General features: G+C 44.2%; 15 protein-coding genes, 1 tRNA gene and 1 pseudogene. 10 read left to right on the top strand and 7 right to left on the bottom strand.

Features of this window, described 5'->3' with window-relative positions:
- Position 1: 1 nt before the first annotated feature.
- Complete coding sequence (nupG, locus tag ACJHXB_RS01830; RefSeq protein ID WP_001049791.1) at positions 2-1,258, top strand: nucleoside permease NupG; 1,257 nt, start codon at positions 2-4, stop codon at positions 1,256-1,258.
- A gap of 45 nt (positions 1,259-1,303) precedes the next feature.
- On the opposite strand, the gene speC is transcribed toward nupG, so the two are convergent.
- Both speC and ACJHXB_RS01840 read right to left on the bottom strand, forming a co-directional pair.
- Positions 1,304-3,439, bottom strand: coding sequence for an ornithine decarboxylase (gene speC, locus ACJHXB_RS01835; RefSeq protein WP_001542346.1), 2,136 nt, complete (start codon positions 3,437-3,439; stop codon positions 1,304-1,306).
- 161 nt (positions 3,440-3,600) lie between these two features.
- Complete coding sequence (locus ACJHXB_RS01840; protein WP_212736801.1) at positions 3,601-3,684, bottom strand: hypothetical protein; 84 nt, start codon at positions 3,682-3,684, stop codon at positions 3,601-3,603.
- 152 nt (positions 3,685-3,836) lie between these two features.
- Between ACJHXB_RS01840 and ACJHXB_RS01845 the strand changes: the two genes are divergently transcribed.
- From ACJHXB_RS01845 to ACJHXB_RS01885, 9 genes and pseudogenes are all read left to right on the top strand, one after another.
- Entirely contained in the window at positions 3,837-4,544 is a 708-nt protein-coding gene (locus tag ACJHXB_RS01845) for a DUF554 domain-containing protein (protein ID WP_000234526.1), read from the top strand.
- A 105-nt stretch (positions 4,545-4,649) separates the two neighbouring features.
- Positions 4,650-4,725, top strand: a tRNA-Phe gene (locus ACJHXB_RS01850).
- 198 nt (positions 4,726-4,923) lie between these two features.
- Positions 4,924-5,106, top strand: a pseudogene (locus ACJHXB_RS01855) (IS110 family transposase); the annotation flags it as partial.
- A gap of 810 nt (positions 5,107-5,916) precedes the next feature.
- A complete protein-coding gene (locus tag ACJHXB_RS01860) occupies positions 5,917-6,900 on the top strand; it encodes an SIS domain-containing protein (RefSeq protein WP_001298261.1) in 984 nt (327 codons plus the stop codon).
- A gap of 71 nt (positions 6,901-6,971) precedes the next feature.
- Complete coding sequence (locus ACJHXB_RS01865) at positions 6,972-8,120, top strand: capsule polysaccharide export inner-membrane protein KpsE (RefSeq protein ID WP_000905920.1); 1,149 nt, start codon at positions 6,972-6,974, stop codon at positions 8,118-8,120.
- 23 nt (positions 8,121-8,143) lie between these two features.
- Positions 8,144-9,820: a polysaccharide biosynthesis/export family protein gene (locus ACJHXB_RS01870; protein ID WP_001298258.1), complete on the top strand. Its 1,677-nt coding sequence runs from the start codon at positions 8,144-8,146 to the stop codon at positions 9,818-9,820.
- Positions 9,821-9,829: 9 nt separating this feature from the next.
- Entirely contained in the window at positions 9,830-10,570 is a 741-nt protein-coding gene (gene kdsB, locus ACJHXB_RS01875) for a 3-deoxy-manno-octulosonate cytidylyltransferase (RefSeq protein ID WP_001604840.1), read from the top strand.
- Positions 10,567-12,594, top strand: coding sequence for a capsular polysaccharide biosynthesis protein (locus tag ACJHXB_RS01880; RefSeq protein WP_001604841.1), 2,028 nt, complete (start codon positions 10,567-10,569; stop codon positions 12,592-12,594). The genes kdsB and ACJHXB_RS01880 overlap by 4 nt, the downstream gene beginning before the upstream one ends.
- A 34-nt stretch (positions 12,595-12,628) precedes the next feature.
- Entirely contained in the window at positions 12,629-13,804 is a 1,176-nt protein-coding gene (locus ACJHXB_RS01885) for a capsule biosynthesis protein (RefSeq protein ID WP_001604842.1), read from the top strand.
- Positions 13,805-13,896: 92 nt separating this feature from the next.
- On the opposite strand, the gene ACJHXB_RS01890 is transcribed toward ACJHXB_RS01885, so the two are convergent.
- From ACJHXB_RS01890 to ACJHXB_RS01910, 5 genes are read right to left on the bottom strand one after another with little or no spacing between them, the layout of a single operon-like run.
- Complete coding sequence (locus ACJHXB_RS01890; protein WP_410233455.1) at positions 13,897-15,864, bottom strand: glycosyltransferase; 1,968 nt, start codon at positions 15,862-15,864, stop codon at positions 13,897-13,899.
- Positions 15,865-15,881: 17 nt separating this feature from the next.
- A complete protein-coding gene (locus ACJHXB_RS01895; protein WP_001604844.1) occupies positions 15,882-18,227 on the bottom strand; it encodes a beta-3-deoxy-D-manno-oct-2-ulosonic acid transferase in 2,346 nt (781 codons plus the stop codon).
- 23 nt (positions 18,228-18,250) lie between these two features.
- Positions 18,251-19,273 carry a UDP-glucose 4-epimerase GalE gene (gene galE, locus ACJHXB_RS01900; protein ID WP_001604845.1) on the bottom strand — a complete coding sequence of 341 codons (1,023 nt, stop codon included), beginning with the start codon at positions 19,271-19,273 and terminating at the stop codon, positions 18,251-18,253.
- A gap of 21 nt (positions 19,274-19,294) precedes the next feature.
- Positions 19,295-19,963, bottom strand: a complete 669-nt coding sequence (locus ACJHXB_RS01905; protein WP_001604847.1) for an ABC transporter ATP-binding protein — start codon at positions 19,961-19,963, stop codon at positions 19,295-19,297.
- Positions 19,960-20,736: an ABC transporter permease gene (locus ACJHXB_RS01910; protein WP_000124291.1), complete on the bottom strand. Its 777-nt coding sequence runs from the start codon at positions 20,734-20,736 to the stop codon at positions 19,960-19,962. Before ACJHXB_RS01910 ends, ACJHXB_RS01905 begins: the two co-directional genes overlap by 4 nt.
- Positions 20,737-20,835 lie beyond the last annotated feature (99 nt).

Below are 20,835 nucleotides of genomic sequence, written 5' to 3' on the forward strand. Positions count from 1 at the left end.
CATGAATCTTAAGCTGCAGCTGAAAATACTCTCTTTTCTGCAGTTCTGTCTGTGGGGAAGTTGGCTGACGACCCTCGGCTCCTATATGTTTGTTACCCTGAAGTTTGACGGTGCTTCTATCGGCGCAGTTTATAGCTCACTGGGTATCGCCGCGGTCTTTATGCCTGCGCTGCTGGGGATTGTGGCCGACAAATGGTTAAGTGCGAAATGGGTATATGCCATTTGCCACACCATTGGCGCTATCACGCTGTTCATGGCGGCCCAGGTCACGACGCCGGAGGCGATGTTCCTTGTGATATTGATTAACTCGTTTGCTTATATGCCAACGCTTGGGTTAATCAACACCATCTCTTACTATCGCCTGCAAAATGCCGGGATGGATATCGTTACTGACTTCCCGCCAATTCGTATCTGGGGCACCATCGGCTTTATCATGGCAATGTGGGTGGTGAGCCTGTCTGGCTTCGAATTAAGCCACATGCAGCTGTATATTGGTGCAGCACTTTCCGCCATTCTGGTTCTGTTTACCCTGACTCTGCCGCATATTCCGGTTGCTAAACAGCAAGCGAATCAGAGCTGGACAACCCTGCTGGGCCTCGATGCATTCGCGCTGTTTAAAAACAAGCGTATGGCAATCTTCTTCATCTTCTCAATGCTGCTGGGCGCGGAACTGCAGATTACCAACATGTTCGGTAACACCTTCCTGCACAGCTTCGACAAAGATCCGATGTTTGCCAGCAGCTTCATCGTGCAGCATGCGTCAATCATCATGTCAATTTCGCAGATCTCTGAAACCCTGTTCATTCTGACCATCCCGTTCTTCTTAAGCCGCTACGGTATTAAGAACGTAATGATGATCAGTATTGTGGCGTGGATCCTGCGTTTTGCGCTGTTTGCTTACGGCGACCCGACTCCGTTCGGTACTGTACTGCTGGTACTGTCGATGATCGTTTACGGTTGCGCATTCGACTTCTTCAACATCTCTGGTTCGGTGTTTGTCGAAAAAGAAGTTAGCCCGGCAATTCGCGCCAGTGCGCAGGGGATGTTCCTGATGATGACTAACGGCTTCGGCTGTATCCTTGGCGGCATCGTGAGCGGTAAAGTGGTTGAGATGTACACCCAAAACGGCATTACCGACTGGCAGACCGTATGGTTGATTTTCGCTGGTTACTCCGTGGTTCTGGCCTTCGCGTTCATGGCGATGTTCAAATATAAACACGTTCGTGTCCCGACAGGCACACAGACGGTGAGCCACTAATTACGCAAAGAAAAACGGGTCGCCAGAAGGTGACCCGTTTTTTTCTTACTTCAACACATAACCGTACAATCGTTTCATGCCATCTGCATCGGTTTCGCTATAGACACCTTGCAGCTCCGGCGAAAATCCCGGCAACAAATTCACCCCTTCTTCCAGCGCAAGGAAATAACGTTGGACCGCCCCGCCCCAGACTTCCCCGGGCACCACGCAAAGCACGCCTGGTGGATAAGGCAACGCCCCTTCTGCCGCAATTCGCCCCTCGGCATCACGAATCCGCACCAACTCCACTTCACCGCGAATATAAGCACTATGCGCATCCTGGGGGTTCATCACCACTGACGGGAAACTCTGCTGGCGGAACATCGCTTTTTGTAGGTCTTTGACGTCGAAACTGACATACAGATCGTGCATCTCCTGACACAACTGGCGCAGGGTGTAGTCGCGATAGCGCACCGGATATTTGTTATAAACGCTCGGCAACACCTCAGCCAGCGGCGAGTCATCCTCAATATGCTGTTCAAACTGCGCCAGCATCGCCACCAGTTGCGCCAGCTTCTCGTGGCTTTCCGCCGGCGTTAATAAGAACAGAATGGAATTGAGATCGCACTTCTCCGGCACAATGCCGTTCTCACGCAGATAGTGCGCCAGAATCGTCGCCGGAACGCCAAAGTCGCTATATTCGCCAGTTTCGGCATTGATACCTGGTGTAGTGAGTAACAGCTTGCACGGATCAACAAAATACTGATCCACGGCATATCCTTCAAAGCCGTGCCACTTCGCCCCCGGCTCAAAACTGAAAAAACGACGGTCACTGGCTAACACTGATGTCGGATAATCCTGCCACAATTTGCCATCAACAACGGGCGGGATAAACGGGCGGAACAGCTTACAGTGCGCAAGAATAGCCTTGCGCGCTTCAATCCCTATCACAACGCACTCAGCCCACAGCCGACGCCCACTCTCCCCTTCATGAATTTTGGCGTTAACGTCCAGCGCGGCAAACAACGGATAGAACGGGCTGGTAGAAGCATGGAGCATAAAGGCATTATTCAACCGCTTATGCGGGCAAAAACGCGCCTGTCCGCGGATATGGTTATCTTTTTTATGGATCTGCGACGTCTGTGAGAATCCCGCCTGCTGTTTGTGCACTGACTGGGTCACAAAGATCCCCGGATCGTTTTCGTTAAGTTCTAACAGCAGCGGCGAGCTATCCGCCATCATCGGGATAAACTGTTCGTAACCGACCCACGCGGAATCAAACAGAATGTAATCACACAGATGCCCAACGGTATCGACCACCTGACGGGCGTTATAGACAGTGCCGTCATAGGTTCCCAACTGAATAATCGCCAGGCGAAACGGGCGCGGCAACTCAGCTTTTTCTGGCGCAACGTCGCGAATTTGCTGGCGCAGATACTCTTCATTAAAACAGTGCGCATCAATACCGCCAATGAAACCAAACGGGTTACGTGAAGCTTCCAGATAGACCGGCGTCGCCCCCGCCTGAATCAGCGCGCCGTGATGATTCGACTTATGGTTGTTACGGTCGAAGAGCACCAGATCGCCACGCGTTAACAGCGCATTCGTCACCACTTTATTCGCTGCCGATGTGCCGTTCAGGACAAAATAGGTTTTATCGGCATGAAAGACTTTGGCTGCGAATTTCTGCGCATCCTTCGCCGATCCTTCATGAATAAGCAGATCGCCCAATTTTACGTCAGCGTTACACATATCGGCGCGAAAGACGTTCTCACCAAAGAAATCGTAAAAATGGCGTCCGGCAGGATGCTTTTTAAAAAACGCACCATGTTGATGTCCAGGGCAAGCAAAGGTGCTGTTGCCCATCTCAACGTACTGCGTCAGCGTGTCATAAAACGGTGGCAGCAAATTCTCTTCATACTGACAGGCTGCGGATTCCAGCTCCAGCCACTGCTGCTCGTTGCCGTTGATTACCGCCGTAACGCCCGCAGGTAATTCAACAACATGTTCGGAATACAAAAACACCGGTAGATGAAAACCGGTGCGCTTAAGCAACGTAAGAATGCCACTGCGACTATCCGCAGCGGTAATGACGACTGCCGCGACGTCCGTAAAATCAGTATCTCCCAACGCCACCACGCGGCGATGAGTAGAAAGTCGGGATACCAGTTCACTACTGGCGGCAATATTCATTGATTTCATAAGCGCAAACCCGTTTCGGGGAAGTAAGAATACCGGACAAGGTGGAAAACCCTGCCCCATGAGATATGGGTCAAACTGGTCACCAGCTCCGACCGCCAGACATCAGTAAAAGCAGAAACGCTCTGATTTTACTGTTGTCCTGCAGTGAGCGTGCGTTAACTTCACCGCATGAGCAGTAGCATAAAAAGAGAAGAGTTTCGCGCGAAACGGCGATAAGCGAGAGAATGTAAGGAGGTGGCGTACATCGGGCAAACTCCGTACAGAGAGGAGAAAATTCGCGCAATCATGGCACCTTTCGCTAAAGCGTGCAAGCCAGGACTTTGCGAACAAACAAGCCATCGACGGCACCAAACGGTCATAATAAGAAAATCAGACAATGCAGCTAACAGGAACTCTTGTGGTCATCGGTCCTTTTATCAACGCAAGTGCAGTATTACTGGGTGGCGTGCTCGGTGCACTGCTTAGCCAACGCTTACCGGAACGTATCCGCGTCTCCATGACATCAATTTTTGGTCTGGCATCGCTGGGGATTGGTATTTTACTGGTGGTGAAATGCGCCAACCTTCCGGCGATGGTTTTAGCAACCTTACTCGGTGCATTAATCGGCGAAATTTGTCTGCTGGAAAAAGGCGTCAATACCGCGGTCACCAAAGCACAAAATCTGTTTCGCCACTCACGTAAGAAGCCAGCGCATGAATCTTTTATTCAGAATTATGTCGCGATTATTGTCCTGTTTTGCGCCAGCGGCACCGGGATCTTCGGGGCGATGAACGAAGGGATGACCGGCGATCCGAGTATTTTAATCGCCAAGTCATTTCTTGATTTCTTTACGGCGATGATCTTCGCCTGCTCGCTGGGTATTGCGGTATCGGTGATTAGTATCCCATTACTGATCATCCAGTTAACGCTGGCGTGGGCTGCCGCGCTGATATTACCGCTGACCACACCGTCGATGATGGCAGACTTCAGCGCCGTAGGCGGTTTATTGCTGCTGGCAACCGGATTACGCATCTGTGGCATTAAAATGTTCCCGGTGGTCAACATGCTTCCAGCACTCCTTCTGGCAATGCCGCTTTCCGCCGCCTGGACCGCCTGGTTTGCTTGACAATGCGTGCAATAGCGGCAAAGTGATGATAGATTGTGCAGTCTGCAGTAAATTGAAGAAATTTGATTGACGAGACGTGGCGAATCAGGTTTAATGCGCCCCGTTGCCCGGATAGCTCAGTCGGTAGAGCAGGGGATTGAAAATCCCCGTGTCCTTGGTTCGATTCCGAGTCCGGGCACCACTAATTCTTAAGAACCCGCTCACAAGGCGGGTTTTTGCTTTTGGATCTTTATATAAAATAAACTTGGGAGCATAACGCCATCAGGTCTTAAACACTCCCGAATCATCAATAAACATCCCCCGCTAACAAAACACAGTTCAGTTCACATAACATCCCTGTTATCCCACACATATCTGCTGGCCGAACGACGCCAGTGCGCGTACGGAGGCAAGAGCAGCCCTGCACATGGCAGCGCTTGTGGTAACCTGGTTTAATCCGGTGATAAAGGCGTTTTACATGCATCTGCCAGCAGCCGGAAAAACCAAAAAAGTGGCGCTGGTTGACTGTATGCGTAAATTGCTGACCATCCTGAACGCAATGCTCAGAAAGAACGAAGAGTGAAATGAATCGTAGCATCATGTTGCTCCATAATTTTTACGTTCAAGACAGTTGATTATCGGCGCATATGACTCAAAAAGAGCCTGATGATTGCCTCTTTTCCATAGGCTCTTTCTCTGAAGTGAAGGAAGGCCCGGAAGAAAGCACTCGCTGGCATACGTGACTCCAGCTCAACCGGAGATAATCACCATTGTTATTTTTCTATTTAATAATAATCTCCTGAAAAATAGATATAGCAAAAATACAATCCGGCCAGATTTAATTCCGCATTCATTACCAGAAATAATCAACACCACAACTATCATATCATTCAATAGTCACCGCTAAAATTTTATTATTTTCCTCTTCTTTACATAGAAATTGTCAACCTGTTTATTATGCCGCACTTAAATAGTTAATCACAAAACAACATCACCATTATTTGCGTGTTTTATTTATTAATAACATAGTCATACGTTCTTTTTTTACAAGGAAATAATCAATTGATAAATTGTTTTTGGTCTTAATAGTCAAGTAGGAAACATTTTAATAAATGATAAAAATCCTAAATTCCTTGTTCATAATGTAGGGGTGTGTTAAATAGGTGGGCAAAATTTGGTTCCCCTTCTCGCCTGTAATATTGCAGCATCTTCGCACCTCCATGAGACATTGCGACTTAATAAGAAGGTGATAAGTCCTGCATATAAGCATGGACTGACCATGGTTTTATATTCATTAAAAATTTTGTTACAACCCATTGATTTAGCATAAATAAATTATAGTGGGTTCGGGTTTGTTGTGACTGTGGCATTATTTCCGTGCAAAGGAGCTGATATGTCTGAAAGACATTTACCTGATGACCAGAGCAGTACTATCGATCCATATCTAATTACCTCTGTTCGCCAGACTCTGGCAGAACAAGGCGCAGCATTACAAAACTTGTCTAAACAACTGGATTCCGGGCAGTACCAGCGTGTCCTTAATTTGATAATGAACTGTAAAGGGCACGTTATTCTTTCGGGAATGGGTAAATCAGGGCATGTCGGTCGTAAAATGTCAGCGACGCTGGCCTCTACGGGTACGCCTAGTTTCTTTATTCATCCTGCAGAAGCTTTCCATGGCGATCTGGGCATGATTACGCCTTACGATCTTCTGATCCTTATTTCTGCCAGCGGTGAAACGGATGAAATCCTCAAGCTAGTTCCTTCACTGAAAAATTTCGGCAACCGAATTATCGCCATTACCAATAATGGAAATTCCACGCTGGCGAAAAATGCTGATGCCGTGCTGGAACTCCACATGGCGAATGAAACCTGCCCGAATAATCTTGCACCAACAACGTCTACCACGCTGACGATGGCGATCGGCGATGCGCTGGCGATTGCCATGATCCACCAACGCAAATTTATGCCGAATGATTTTGCGCGCTATCACCCGGGCGGTTCATTAGGTCGTCGCCTGCTGACCCGCGTTGCTGATGTCATGCAGCATGATGTTCCTGCGGTACAGCTGGATGCGTCATTTAAAACCGTGATTCAACGTATCACCAGCGGATGCCAGGGAATGGTGATGGTAGAAGACGCAGAAGGTGGGCTAGCGGGCATTATCACCGACGGTGACCTGCGTCGCTTTATGGAAAAAGAGGATTCTCTGACATCCGCCACGGCTGCGCAGATGATGACGCGTGAACCGCTGACGCTACCGGAAGACACCATGATCATTGAAGCGGAAGAAAAAATGCAAAAGCACCGCGTCTCAACGTTATTGGTGACCAACAAGGCAAATAAAGTCACTGGCCTTGTGCGCATTTTCGACTAATTAAGCAACGGGGTTCGAGAGGTTAGTCTCTCATTGAGTTTGCGCCCCACTGAAACTTTGATAATCGTTACATGTTGATAAAAGTGAAGTCTGCCGTATCCTGGATGCGTGCTCGTCTGTCTGCCATCTCACTGGCAGATATCCAAAAACACCTGGCGAAAATCATCATTCTGGCACCGATGGCGGTGCTGCTGATCTATCTGGCTATCTTCAGCCAGCCTCGCTATATGAGCGAGTCGAAAGTCGCCATTAAACGCTCGGATGATTTAAACAGCGGCAGCCTGAATTTTGGTCTGCTTCTGGGTGCCTCTAACCCCAGTTCCGCAGAAGATGCGTTGTATCTGAAAGAGTACATCAACTCGCCGGATATGCTGGCGGCGCTGGATAAGCAACTAAATTTTCGTGAAGCGTTTAGCCACAGCGGGCTCGATTTTCTTAATCATCTTAGCAAGGATGAAACTGCAGAAGGCTTCCTGAAGTACTACAAGGACCGTATCAACGTCTCGTATGACGATAAAACCGGATTACTGAATATTCAGACGCAGGGCTTTAGCCCGGAGTTTGCACTTAAGTTTAACCAGACCGTGCTGAAAGAGTCAGAGCGCTTTATCAATGAGATGTCACATCGCATCGCGCGTGACCAGCTTGCCTTTGCAGAAACGGAGATGGAAAAGGCACGCCAGCGTCTGGACGCCAGCAAAGCGGAATTGCTCTCTTATCAAGACAACAACAACGTTCTGGATCCACAGGCACAGGCACAGGCGGCGAGCACGTTAGTGAATACGCTGATGGGCCAGAAGATCCAGATGGAAGCGGACCTGCGGAACTTGCTGACGTATCTGCGTGAGGACGCCCCGCAAGTTGTGAGTGCGCGTAATGCGATTCAGTCATTGCAGGCACAAATTGACGAAGAAAAAAGCAAAATCACAGCGCCGCAGGGTGACAAGCTAAACCGTATGGCGGTGGATTTTGAAGAAATCAAATCAAAAGTAGAGTTCAACACCGAGCTGTACAAACTGACCCTGACCTCCATTGAAAAGACCCGTGTAGAAGCGGCTCGTAAGCTCAAGGTGCTGTCAGTGATCAGTTCGCCACAGTTGCCGCAGGAATCGTCTTTTCCAAATATCCCTTATTTGATCGCCTGCTGGTTACTGGTGTGCTGCCTGCTGTTCGGCACCCTGAAACTGTTGCTGGCTGTTATTGAAGATCACCGAGACTAACGCTGTCGCTGAATGAGTTTGTGATGAAATTATTTAAATCAATTTTACTGATTGCCGCCTGTCACGCGGCGCAGGCCAGCGCGGCCATTGATATTAACGCTGACCCAAACCTTACAGGAGCCGCGCCGCTTACCGGTATTCTGAACGGGCAACAGTCGGATACGCAAAACATGAGCGGCTTCGACAATACCCCGCCGCCCGCACCGCCGGTGGTAATGAGCCGTATGTTTGGTGCTCAACTTTTCAACGGCACCAGCGCGGATAGCGGTGCGACGGTAGGATTCAACCCTGACTATATTCTGAATCCGGGTGATAGCATTCAGGTTCGCTTGTGGGGTGCGTTCACCTTTGATGGTGCGTTACAGGTTGATCCCAAAGGTAATATTTTCCTGCCGAACGTTGGTCCGGTGAAAGTTGCTGGCGTCAGTAATAGTCAGCTAAATGCCCTGGTCACATCCAAAGTGAAGGAAGTATACCAGTCCAACGTCAACGTCTACGCCTCCTTATTACAGGCGCAGCCAGTAAAAGTGTACGTGACCGGATTTGTGCGTAATCCTGGTCTGTATGGCGGTGTGACGTCTGATTCGTTACTCAATTATCTGATCAAGGCTGGCGGCGTTGATCCAGAGCGCGGAAGTTACGTTGATATTGTGGTCAAGCGCGGTAACCGCGTGCGCTCCAACGTCAACCTGTACGACTTCCTGCTGAACGGCAAACTGGGGCTTTCGCAGTTCGCCGATGGTGACACCATCATCGTCGGGCCGCGTCAGCATACTTTCAGCGTTCAGGGCGATGTCTTTAACAGCTACGACTTTGAGTTCCGCGAAAGCAGCATTCCCGTAACGGAAGCTTTGAGCTGGGCGCGCCCTAAGCCTGGCGCGACTCACATTACGATTATGCGTAAACAGGGGCTACAAAAACGCAGCGAATACTATCCGATCAGTTCTGCGCCAGGCCGTATGTTGCAAAATGGCGATACCTTAATCGTGAGCACTGACCGCTATGCCGGCACCATTCAGGTGCGGGTTGAAGGCGCACACTCCGGTGAACATGCCATGGTACTGCCTTATGGTTCCACTATGCGTGCGGTTCTGGAAAAAGTCCGCCCGAACAGCATGTCGCAGATGAACGCGGTTCAGCTTTATCGCCCATCAGTGGCTCAGCGTCAGAAAGAGATGCTGAATCTCTCGCTGCAAAAGCTGGAGGAAGCCTCACTTTCTGCCCAGTCATCCACCAAAGAAGAAGCCAGCCTGCGAATGCAGGAAGCACAACTGATCAGCCGCTTTGTGGCGAAAGCACGCACCGTGGTTCCGAAAGGTGAAGTGATCCTCAACGAATCCAATATTGATTCTGTTCTGCTTGAAGATGGCGACGTCATCAATATTCCGGAGAAAACATCGCTGGTTATGGTTCATGGCGAAGTGCTGTTCCCGAACGCGGTGAGCTGGCAGAAGGGTATGACCACCGAGGATTACATCGAGAAATGTGGTGGCCTGACGCAAAAATCGGGTAACGCCAGAATTATCGTCATTCGTCAGAACGGTGCTGCCGTCAACGCGGAAGACGTGGATTCACTCAAGCCGGGCGATGAGATTATGGTTCTACCGAAATATGAATCGAAAAATATTGAAGTTACCCGTGGTATTTCCACCATCCTCTATCAGCTGGCGGTGGGTGCAAAAGTGATTCTGTCTTTGTAAGGAGTTGAAATGAGCAAAGCTGTTATTGTCATCCCGGCTCGTTATGGCTCATCGCGTCTGCCGGGTAAGCCGCTACTCGATATTGTCGGCAAACCGATGATCCAGCATGTTTACGAGCGTGCGTTACAGGTGGCGGGCGTCGCAGAAGTTTGGGTGGCAACAGACGATCAGCGTGTTGAAAAGGCCGTGCAGGCATTTGGCGGGAAAGCCATTATGACGCGCAACGATCATGAATCCGGCACCGATCGGCTGGTCGAGGTGATGCATAAAGTCGAGGCAGATATCTACATTAACCTGCAGGGCGACGAACCAATGATTCGCCCGCGGGATGTAGAAACGCTGCTACAAGGAATGCGTGATGATCCTGCGTTGCCAGTGGCAACGCTATGCCACGCGATTTCTGCCGAAGAAGCGGCTGAGCCAAGCACGGTAAAAGTGGTGGTAAATACCCGCCAGGATGCGCTTTATTTCAGCCGTTCGCCTATTCCGTATCCGCGTAATGCTGAAAAAGCGCGCTACCTGAAACACGTTGGTATTTACGCTTATCGTCGCGATGTGCTGCAAAACTACAGCCAGTTACCGGAGTCCATGCCGGAGCAGGCGGAATCACTGGAGCAGCTGCGGTTGATGAGCGCGGGGATCAACATCCGCACATTTGAGGTTGCCGCAACCGGTCCGGGCGTCGACACCCCAGCATGCCTGGAAAAAGTGCGCGCCCTGATGGCACAGGAACTGGCTGAAAACGCATGATTGGCATTTACTCGCCTGGCATCTGGCGTATTCCGCATCTGGAGAAATTTCTGGCGCAACCGTGCCAGAAACTTTCTCTGCTGCGCCCTGTTCCGCAAGAAGTTGATGCTATCGCCGTGTGGGGACATCGTCCCAGCGCGGCGAAACCAGTCGCCATCGCCAAAGCAGCGGGAAAACCCGTCATTCGTCTGGAAGATGGATTTGTGCGTTCGCTGGATCTTGGCGTCAATGGCGAGCCGCCGCTTTCTCTGGTGGTGGATGATTGTGGCATTTACTACGATGCCAGCAAGCCTTCAGCACTGGAGAAACTGGTACAGGATAAAGCCGGAAATACAGCTCTGATAAGCCAGGCCAGAGAAGCGATGCACACCATCGTGACCGGGGATTTGTCGAAATATAACCTGGCACCTGCGTTTGTGGCGGATGAATCAGAACGTTCAGACATCGTTCTGGTTGTCGATCAGACATTTAATGATATGTCAGTGACGTGTGGCAATGCTGGCCCGCATGAGTTTGCTGCCATGCTGGAAGCCGCGATGGCGGAAAATCCTCAAGCCGAAATTTGGGTGAAGGTGCATCCGGATGTCCTGGAAGGAAAGAAAACAGGTTATTTCGCTGATCTGCGCGCCACACAACGAGTACGTTTGATTGCCGAGAATGTCAGCCCGCAGTCGCTGTTACGACACGTTTCCCGGGTTTACGTCGTGACCTCCCAATACGGCTTTGAAGCCTTGCTGGCAGGAAAACCAGTGACATGCTTCGGCCAGCCCTGGTATGCAGGCTGGGGCTTAACGGACGATCGCCATCCGCAGTCTGCGTTGTTATCCGCCCGACGCTGTTCTGCCACGCTGGAAGAACTTTTTGCCGCAGCATACCTGCGTTACTGTCGCTATATCGACCCGCTAACGGGGGCCGCAAGCGATCTGTTTACCGTACTGCAATGGCTGCAATTACAGCGCAACCATCAGCAACAGCGTAATGGCTATTTATGGGCGCCAGGCTTAACGCTGTGGAAGTCAGCGATCCTGAAACCTTTCTTACGAACGGCGACAAACCGGCTGAGTTTTTCACGTCGCTGTACTGCGGCAAGCGCCTGCGTGGTATGGGGTGTAAAGGGAGAACAGCAATGGCGAGCCGAAGCGCAGCGAAACTCACTGCCATTATGGCGAATGGAAGATGGTTTTCTGCGTTCATCCGGACTTGGCTCTGACCTGCTGCCATCGCTATCGCTGGTGCTGGATAAACGCGGAATCTACTATGACGCCACGCGCCCCAGCGACCTGGAAGTGCTGCTTAATCATAGCCAGCTAACGCTGGCGCAGCAGATGCGAGCTGAAAAATTACGCCAGCGACTGGTTGAAAGTAAACTGAGCAAGTACAACCTGGGAGCCGATTTCTCTCTACCAGCCGAAGCCAAAGATAAAAAAGTTATCCTGGTGCCGGGTCAGGTAGAGGACGATGCCTCTATTAAAACAGGCACTGTCTCGATTAAGAGCAACCTTGAGTTATTACGCACAGTACGCGAGCGTAATCCGCACGCCTACATTGTTTATAAACCGCACCCAGATGTACTGGTGGGGAATCGCAAGGGCGATATTCCGGCAGAACTAATTGCTGAACTCGCTGATTATCAGGCACTGGACGCAGATATTATTCAATGCATTCAGCGCGCAGATGAAGTGCACACCATGACATCATTGTCCGGGTTTGAAGCGTTATTACATGGCAAGCACGTACATTGTTACGGCCTGCCCTTCTATGCCGGTTGGGGTTTAACCGTTGATGAACATCACTGCCCGCGCCGCGAGCAAAAATTAACGTTAGCAGATTTGATCTATCAGGCGTTGATTGTTTATCCAACCTATATCCACCCAACACGGCTACAACCTATTACGGTAGAAGAAGCTGCGGAATATTTAATCAAGACGCCGCGCAAGCCGATGTTTATTACCCGAAAAAAAGCGGGGCGGGTAATACGCTATTACCGCAAATTAATTATGTTCTGCAAGGTCAGATTTGGCTAAACAATTTCATAGTTGACTATTACGCAAATTATTTATGCAAGGTAATGCACTAACCGTTTTATTATCCGGTAAAAAATATCTGCTATTGCAGGGGCCGATGGGACCTTTTTTCAATGACGTCGCCGAATGGTTAGAGTCATTAGGACGTAACGCTGTGAATGTTGTATTCAACGGCGGGGATCGTTTTTACTGCCGTCATCGACAATACCTGGCTTACTACCAGACACCGAAAGAGTTTCCCGGATGGTTACGGGATCTCCACCGACAATATGACTTTGACACTATCCTCTGCTTTGGCGACTGCCGCCCATTGCATAAAGAAGCAAAACGGTGGGCAAAGTCGAAAGGTATCCGCTTCCTGGCATTTGAAGAAGGATATTTACGCCCGCAATTTATTACTGTTGAAGAAGGCGGAGTGAACGCATATTCATCGCTACCGCGCGATCCGGATTTTTATCGTAAGTTACCAGATATGCCTGCGCCGCATGTTGAGAACTTAACACCTTCAACAATGAAACGTATTGGTCATGCGATGTGGTATTACCTGATGGGCTGGCATTACCGTCATGAGTTTCCTCGCTACCGCCACCACAAATCGTTTTCCCCCTGGTATGAGGCTCGTTGCTGGGTTCGTGCATACTGGCGCAAGCAACTTTACAAGGTAACACAGCGTAAGGTATTACCGAGGTTAATGAACGAGTTGGATCAACGTTATTATCTTGCCGTTTTGCAGGTATATAACGATAGCCAGATTCGTAACCACAGCAATTATAACGATGTGCGTGACTATATTAATGAAGTCATGTACTCATTTTCGCGTAAAGCGCCGAAAGAAAGTTATTTGGTGATCAAACATCATCCGATGGATCGCGGTCACAGACTCTATCGACCATTAATTAAGCGGCTAAGTAAGGAATATGGTTTAGGTGAGCGAGTCATTTATGTGCACGATCTCCCGATGCCGGAATTATTACGCCACGCAAAAGCAGTGGTTACGATTAACAGTACGGCGGGGATCTCTGCGCTGGTTCATAACAAACCACTCAAAGTGATGGGCAATGCCCTGTACGACATCAAGGGCTTGACGTATCAAGGGCATTTGCACCAGTTCTGGCAGGCCGATTTTAAACCAGATATGAAACTGTTTAAGAAGTTTCGTGGGTATTTATTGGTGAAGACACAGGTTAATGGGGTTTATTATGGGGAATAAAAAAGAGCTAACATATGCATGGACGATGACAAAAAATCAAGATAATCATATTTACCACATGAAACATGTTATATACAAGATATTTTAATTTTTCAATAATAGTGTTTTTTATAACTTGATTGATTTAATACGGAAATAATTTCATCTTGTATGTTTTCAATTTTATTCTGGGCGCTTATAGTCTTCATCTTAATTAACTGATTTAAAACTTCCCTTTCAGGCTCAATTATAATCTCCTTATTTAATCCACACCGAGAAAAATCTAAACCTATATTTTTATTTGTTAAAAGACAACTTTGTGAATAATAATATATATTGGCATGATAATCTAAGTAATCAACACACATAAAATCATCTAAAAATATTATATCGGTAATATCTCCTTCATGTATAGAGATCTCATCATTATCTAAAGTTTCAAAAAATGAATCATAAAATGGCAACTCTCCAATCACATAAGCTTTTTGTATGTTATACTCGGCAATTAATTTCTCCTTTATTTTTTCTATGGCGTGTATGTAGGATGGTTGCTTTCGATTGGGAACGATTAAAACATTGGTCGAAATACGGGGATATATATTTAATTGAGGAACATTATCAATTTTTATTTTTCTATTAGCAATATAACTATCTGTATGCCATCCATGTCTATCTAATATTAAGTTAGAGTTTATTTTACTTAGGAAAACAACCGGTTTTTTTAAACTCTTTATGAAAATATTTTTCTTTACATCATCTGTAAACCCTATATCTTCAACAATTATTATATCCGGATTAAGATCTTTGATTTTTTCATGTACCATTTGTAATCTAGCCACCCAATTAAATGTATAGACATCATTATATTCAATGTTATTTTCACATCTTGACAATATTGTTATGGCGAAATCATTACTTTTGAAAAAATGATATAAAGTACTAACAGACTCAGAATCATTTAATAAGGCCAAGAATTTTATAGGACGATATTCTAAATCGTTCCACGAATGCCCTTTCAATTCGTAAGGTATATGTTTCTTTTGTGCATGCTCAGTGCTATAATCTAGACCTTTATAAACACCAGATTTATTAGATATATTTGTCTCAATAAATTTTGTTCCATTAATATAATCCTCATTTATCCTCTTGATTGCCTCTTCAAACGCCTCTTTAGGAGGATAACTATTATTATTGTAATTATCTACTATTTCTTTTATTTTATCAGTAAATGCGAATACATCTTCATAATCAATTACTGATATAATTGATGGTGAGGCTATTTCAGCATTGCCACCGACATCCCAACATACAACCGATGTTCCAACACCAATACTTTCAAGAATAACCATAGAACAATTTTCGAACTTACTCAACGATAAAGAGACTTTAGCTCTTTTGAGAATCTCGAATTTTTCATCACCTTCAACATGTTCTCTAATTGTTACTTTACACCTAACTCTACTATCTAAATAAAATTTTTCCTCTTGTTTTCCTATCAATATCACATTATAACTTTCTGGTAACATTCGTAAAATTGGATTTAAATACTCCACACCTTTCAACCTGTTAAATCTAAGTAAAAATACAACATCAATATCTTTATTGATATCACTTAGATCAACATTTGTAAGATCAATCGGATTCTTAAATACATGTATATCATCTATATCCAATTCATTTTTTAATAAATTTAGCATTCCGTGTGATGGTGAAGACACCGCTCTCGCCTTATATATCCCCCTAACCTCTTCAGAAAAACGTTGTTCATCAGGTTCTTCTTTTATTATTTTTTTATAAAGATAAAATGGGCAATGCATTCTAACATGCACATTAAAACTTCTAGGAATTAATAGTGCTGACGCCTGAGACTCAGCGACTTCGATAATAACTTCTTCCGGACTGTAATTAAATTTCATCATTCTCAGGAGCCTATTCCTAAACGCCTCCTGTGTTTCATTTTGCCCTTTATATACGATTTTGTAATTTGCATCGATAACAGAGTTTACAGCTTTAGTATAATTAATTACGCCGTTACTGAATGAGCCATTATATGGGAAATGACTTACAATTATTCTTTTCATTTTTAATCCTTATTGCCTTAATTAGATTTAATATATTTATTTAGCAAAACCGCTTCAGACTTCCAAAGATGGGAACTATATTCAACTTTATGCTTGTTTACAAAATAGTGTTCGCTATTATGTTTTTGTTGCTGACCAAAAGAAAAGCCAAAAACATGTTTTTTATTCACTGGACCAATTATTTTATATATCCAATAAATAATTGCAAGTCCCGCTGATGGGGTTGCACCTAATTCAAGGAATAGTTCCTCATAAATTCTCTTTGGAACACAACATATTTGAGCTTTGGTATCCAACACATCCAAAAATAAATCAACCCCCATGGCATTTCTATGAGAAGGATTATATCCTGAAATAATTACTAACTTAAAATAATTAAAATCCCTTCGAGGAACATCGAGATATGCACCAGTTTTAACCCAAATATCTGTTTTAACACCATAATCTCTAGATTCAGGATAATCAGCACTATAAGCATTAAAACGTATAATTAATTTTTTTTCGTCAATTGCATCTCCATTATTTAAACCAATTTCAGAAGGAGCATTACCAACAATTGCAAAACTGTCGTAATATTTTCTTATGAGATATTCAAAATAGCTTTGCCCATCTTTTAGTTTTTGAGAGATTTTAGATATTATTAGGCCCAATTTATTATCTATATAGCCCTTAAAATACAAATGCTCTAACAAATAAAAATACTGGACTTTGAGCAGTATATCTTTATCACTTTCTTTCGCAATTAAATATTGCCTCTCCGCTAATAAATACCTCCCAGCTTCGCAATATATTGCCGCTAATAGCATCCGATTAACCGGGGTTATATTCTGATTATTTAAAATACCACAATGAGCTAATAGCTCTGGCCCAACACCATACATTCCCCAAATGTACTTAATTAATTCAATTCTTGCTTTATAAACATTAGGAGGACTTAACTCTATCGCATTAATCAAAATTTTTTTAAGCTTATCACTTTTATCACCTCGCTCCTGAAGACTATAAAATAACTCCATCAAGACCCGATAATTTTTAACTCTAGATGATAAAGCCTCACAGATATATATCGCACTATCATACCTATGGTTTTTTCTATAAATTTGCGACATTAAAATCACAAGTTCTATATCCCATGGTTTTTTATTCCATTGCTGATAACAAACTCCCTCAGCTTTAATAAAATCACCAGCCAACATCAATTTTTTTATTTTATCGTAGACATTACATTCTATATTTTTCTTTTGTATTTCTTGCGCTTGTTTTTTTCTTTTTTCGGAAATATCACAAAGTAATAACTGAATAGCTTCCTCTATTGTAATTAAGTCCCCATTTAAAGCTGAATAATATTTTGGGTAAACTATATACGCTAAAGCAAATAATTGCTCTTTGGTTAGCTTCCTTTTTTTCCGAATATTATTTTGCCTGTCATCAGTCAACCCCCAATTTGAATAAAATGCATCACCTAATGTAGTTACTTTAATTCCGCGTAAAATAGCCTCAAAACCACTAAGAGATGTTATAGTATAAACATGATCTATTGTTTGAAACGCTGATGCTAAAGATATATTTTCTTTCAGAACCAAACAAATATTAGCAACATCTCTTGGGTCAGAATAATATTTTCTGTATCCATTGAGAACATCAGGATGTGGTTTATAAATTATTTGTGCTGTTGGGTTTTCTGCAGCCGCCAGTTTAACCAGATCATTATTAGTAATGTGACCTTTGTATCCATATTTAATTGATGCGTCATCTTCTACTTGTCCTATAACAAGGACTCTATACCTATCTTTTTTTCCGTATATTTTAGAAACATCTTTAATAGGAGCGCTATTGTATTTGCTAATGTTATTCTCGATTATTTTACTTATAATAGAAGATGCCCGAGGAATAAGTGAAGGATCTTTTTCAAAATTATAGTTATTTAACAAATCTTCTAAAGCAGTTTTTTTTGTTGAATCAAAATAAGCAGCTTTATTATCAATGCATAATGATAATGGTGGACATTTTGTTGCACCTAACTCAACTGATCGAATAAAACCATCTTCAACATAATTTATTTTAATATTTTTATTTTTTAGCAGCCTTACATTTTCATCACTTATTTTATACCCCCAAATAAATACACTAATATCATACTTCCCATATTTGATTAGTATGGATGAAAGCGTTTTTACGTCTATATTTTTATCGACAAATAAAATCTCATACTCTTTGAAATAATTTCTTATGTATTTTTTCCACGTGCTAAATCCTATAAATATAGCAATTTTATCTATTTCTTTTTTTGTTATTTTTTTTATTAACTTTGAGTCATTAAAAAAGGCTTTAGGATTTTTTAACAGCTTCCTAATTTTACGCATTATAAAGTCCGATATATTGAAAATTACGATTTATAACCATTTGGATTCTTCAATTGCCAGCGCCAGGCATCCTCAAGCATTGTTTCCAACTCCCTTTTAGCACTCCAATTGAGATACTTATTTGCTTTTTCGGGTGATGACCAACTTTCAGCAATATCCCCTTCTCTTCTCGAAACAATTTCATACGGAATTCCAACCCCAGATATTTTTTCAAAGGTAGAAACCAATTCTAAAACAGAATATCCTTTACCAGTACCTAAATTAAAAACATGATAATTAGTGTTATTGCAACTGGAAAGGTAAGATAAAGCAGCCACATGCCCTTCTGCTAAATCCATTACGTGTATATAATCACGAACACCGGTTCCATCCTTTGTAGGATAATCCCCCCCAAATACCATAAGTTTTTCTAGCTTACCCATCGCAACTTGTAATATATATGGAACTAAATTGCTTGGTATATCTGCAGGATTTTCCCCGATTATTCCCGACTCGTGAGCACCTGTTGGGTTAAAATATCTCAGACATAAAAAATTAGTGTCACTATATTTTTTTGCAATATCTCTAATCATCAGTTCTGATATATACTTCGATGTGCCATATGGGTTTAATGTTCCGCCTATATGGCAATCTTCTGTAACAGGCATTATTTCGCTTTCGCCATAAACCGTTGCAGAAGAGCTAAAAATAAAATTAGCCACATCGTTTTTTATAGCGCAATTGATTAATTGCAACGTCCCTGCAACATTATTATCATAATAAAATATAGGTTTTATTAAAGATTCAGCAACAGACTTTGCACCGGCAAAATGCATTACACAATCAACTTTGTGTTTTTTTAATATTTGATCAACTTTTTTTCCATTATTGATGTTTAATTCATAGAAAACAACTTTTTTTTTAGCTAGTAATTCAATCCTTCGAATGCTCTCGCAAGATGAATTACTTAAGTTGTCAATTATTACAACATTGTAACCTTTATTCAGAAGACATAAACTAGTATGCGAGCCAATATAGCCTGCTCCACCTGTAACTAATATATTCATATTTCACCCTCGAAAACAACATCAGTAATTATTTTGTTCCGTTATATACTCAGCAACACCCTCCTGAACATCCTCATGAAAACTAACCGCATTGTCATCCTTAAACACAATCGCCACATCACAAAACTCTTTCAATGAATTCAAACTATGTGAAACCATTAAAAAACTAGACTCTTTATGCCTTTCTTTAAACAATTGAGCGCATTTTTCTTTAAACCTGGCATCACCGACTGCGGTTACTTCATCGACGATATAATAATCAAACTTAAATGCCATGCTTAAACCAAAGCCCAGACGAGATCGCATACCTGATGAGTAAGTTTTAATCGGCATATCGAAGTACTTACCGAGTTCGGCAAATTCTTCGACAAACTCAATTTTCTCTTTCAGCTCTTCTTGCTTAGCGTATAACCGCGCAACAAATTTTACGTTTTCGCGTCCGGTTAAACTTCCCTGAAATCCACCTGCGAGGCCGACTGGCCATGATATTGTTTTATTAGTGATGATCTTTCCACTGTCGGGGCGGTCAATGCCGCCAATCATTCTCAGTAACGTTGATTTACCTGCACCATTACGACCAATAAAGGCAACGCTTTTTCCTGAAGGGATTTCGAGGTTTAAATCCTTAAACACATAGTGTCGACCTGTTGGCGTGCGATAGGACTTCGTCAAATTCTCAATCTTAATCATGACGTCAGCATTGCCTCTTCACGCGTTCGGTATAGCGCCAGACCGATGAACAGGGTGACCAGAGTGAACATTGCCAGGTAGTTCAGACTCACGCCTTCGCTGATATAGCCAGGCATAACTGCCTCGCGGCTTAACTCTACGACATGCACTAATGGATTCCAGAGTAGATATGACCAGTATTGCTTCGGAATCGAATGTAGAGGGAACATGATGCAGGAGATGAAATACAGCGGCTTAAGCAGTATCGGCAGGACCTTTTGCATTTCAGGGAAGGTTTTACCAACGACCATGAATATTAAGCCGATGCCACATGAAAGAATGATTAACAAACTCCAGGTGAGCACTAGTTGTAAAAAGTTTGTTATCTCGAAATATTCACCTGCCATCCAGACGATAAGCATGAGCAATATATAAACAGCAACGTAAATCAGCGTCTCAAGCAGTGCGCGTGCAATGATCGTATCGATGGGTTTTACTGGTCGATAATTAAACAACCCCTGGTTCGCTTCAATAGCGCCTACAGAACGATTGCTGATGCTGCTAAAGATAAAAAAGGGAATCAGGCCATTAAGTAAAAACACCGGGAATGAGATGTCTGGCATCGTGCGGTGCATAATGTAACCAAAAATGCCCAACAGTATCAGCAAATGCGCAGAGGGTTCGAGAATCGCCCACAAATACCCCAGACGAAACTTACCAAAACGTGTTCGTATTTCTCGTAGAAATAATGCCTCTACGGTGACTTTCTGGACTTCAAATCCACTTCTTGCCATTTGATGATGTGATCCTAATATCTTCAGGTATGCTACCGCCCTTGGCTTAACAGCTACCAATACACTGGAGGTAATACTTGACTTGTTTGTAACTGGATA

The organism is Escherichia sp. WS3227_2, assembly GCF_046486495.1.
GTDB classification, from domain to species: domain Bacteria; phylum Pseudomonadota; class Gammaproteobacteria; order Enterobacterales; family Enterobacteriaceae; genus Escherichia; species Escherichia coli.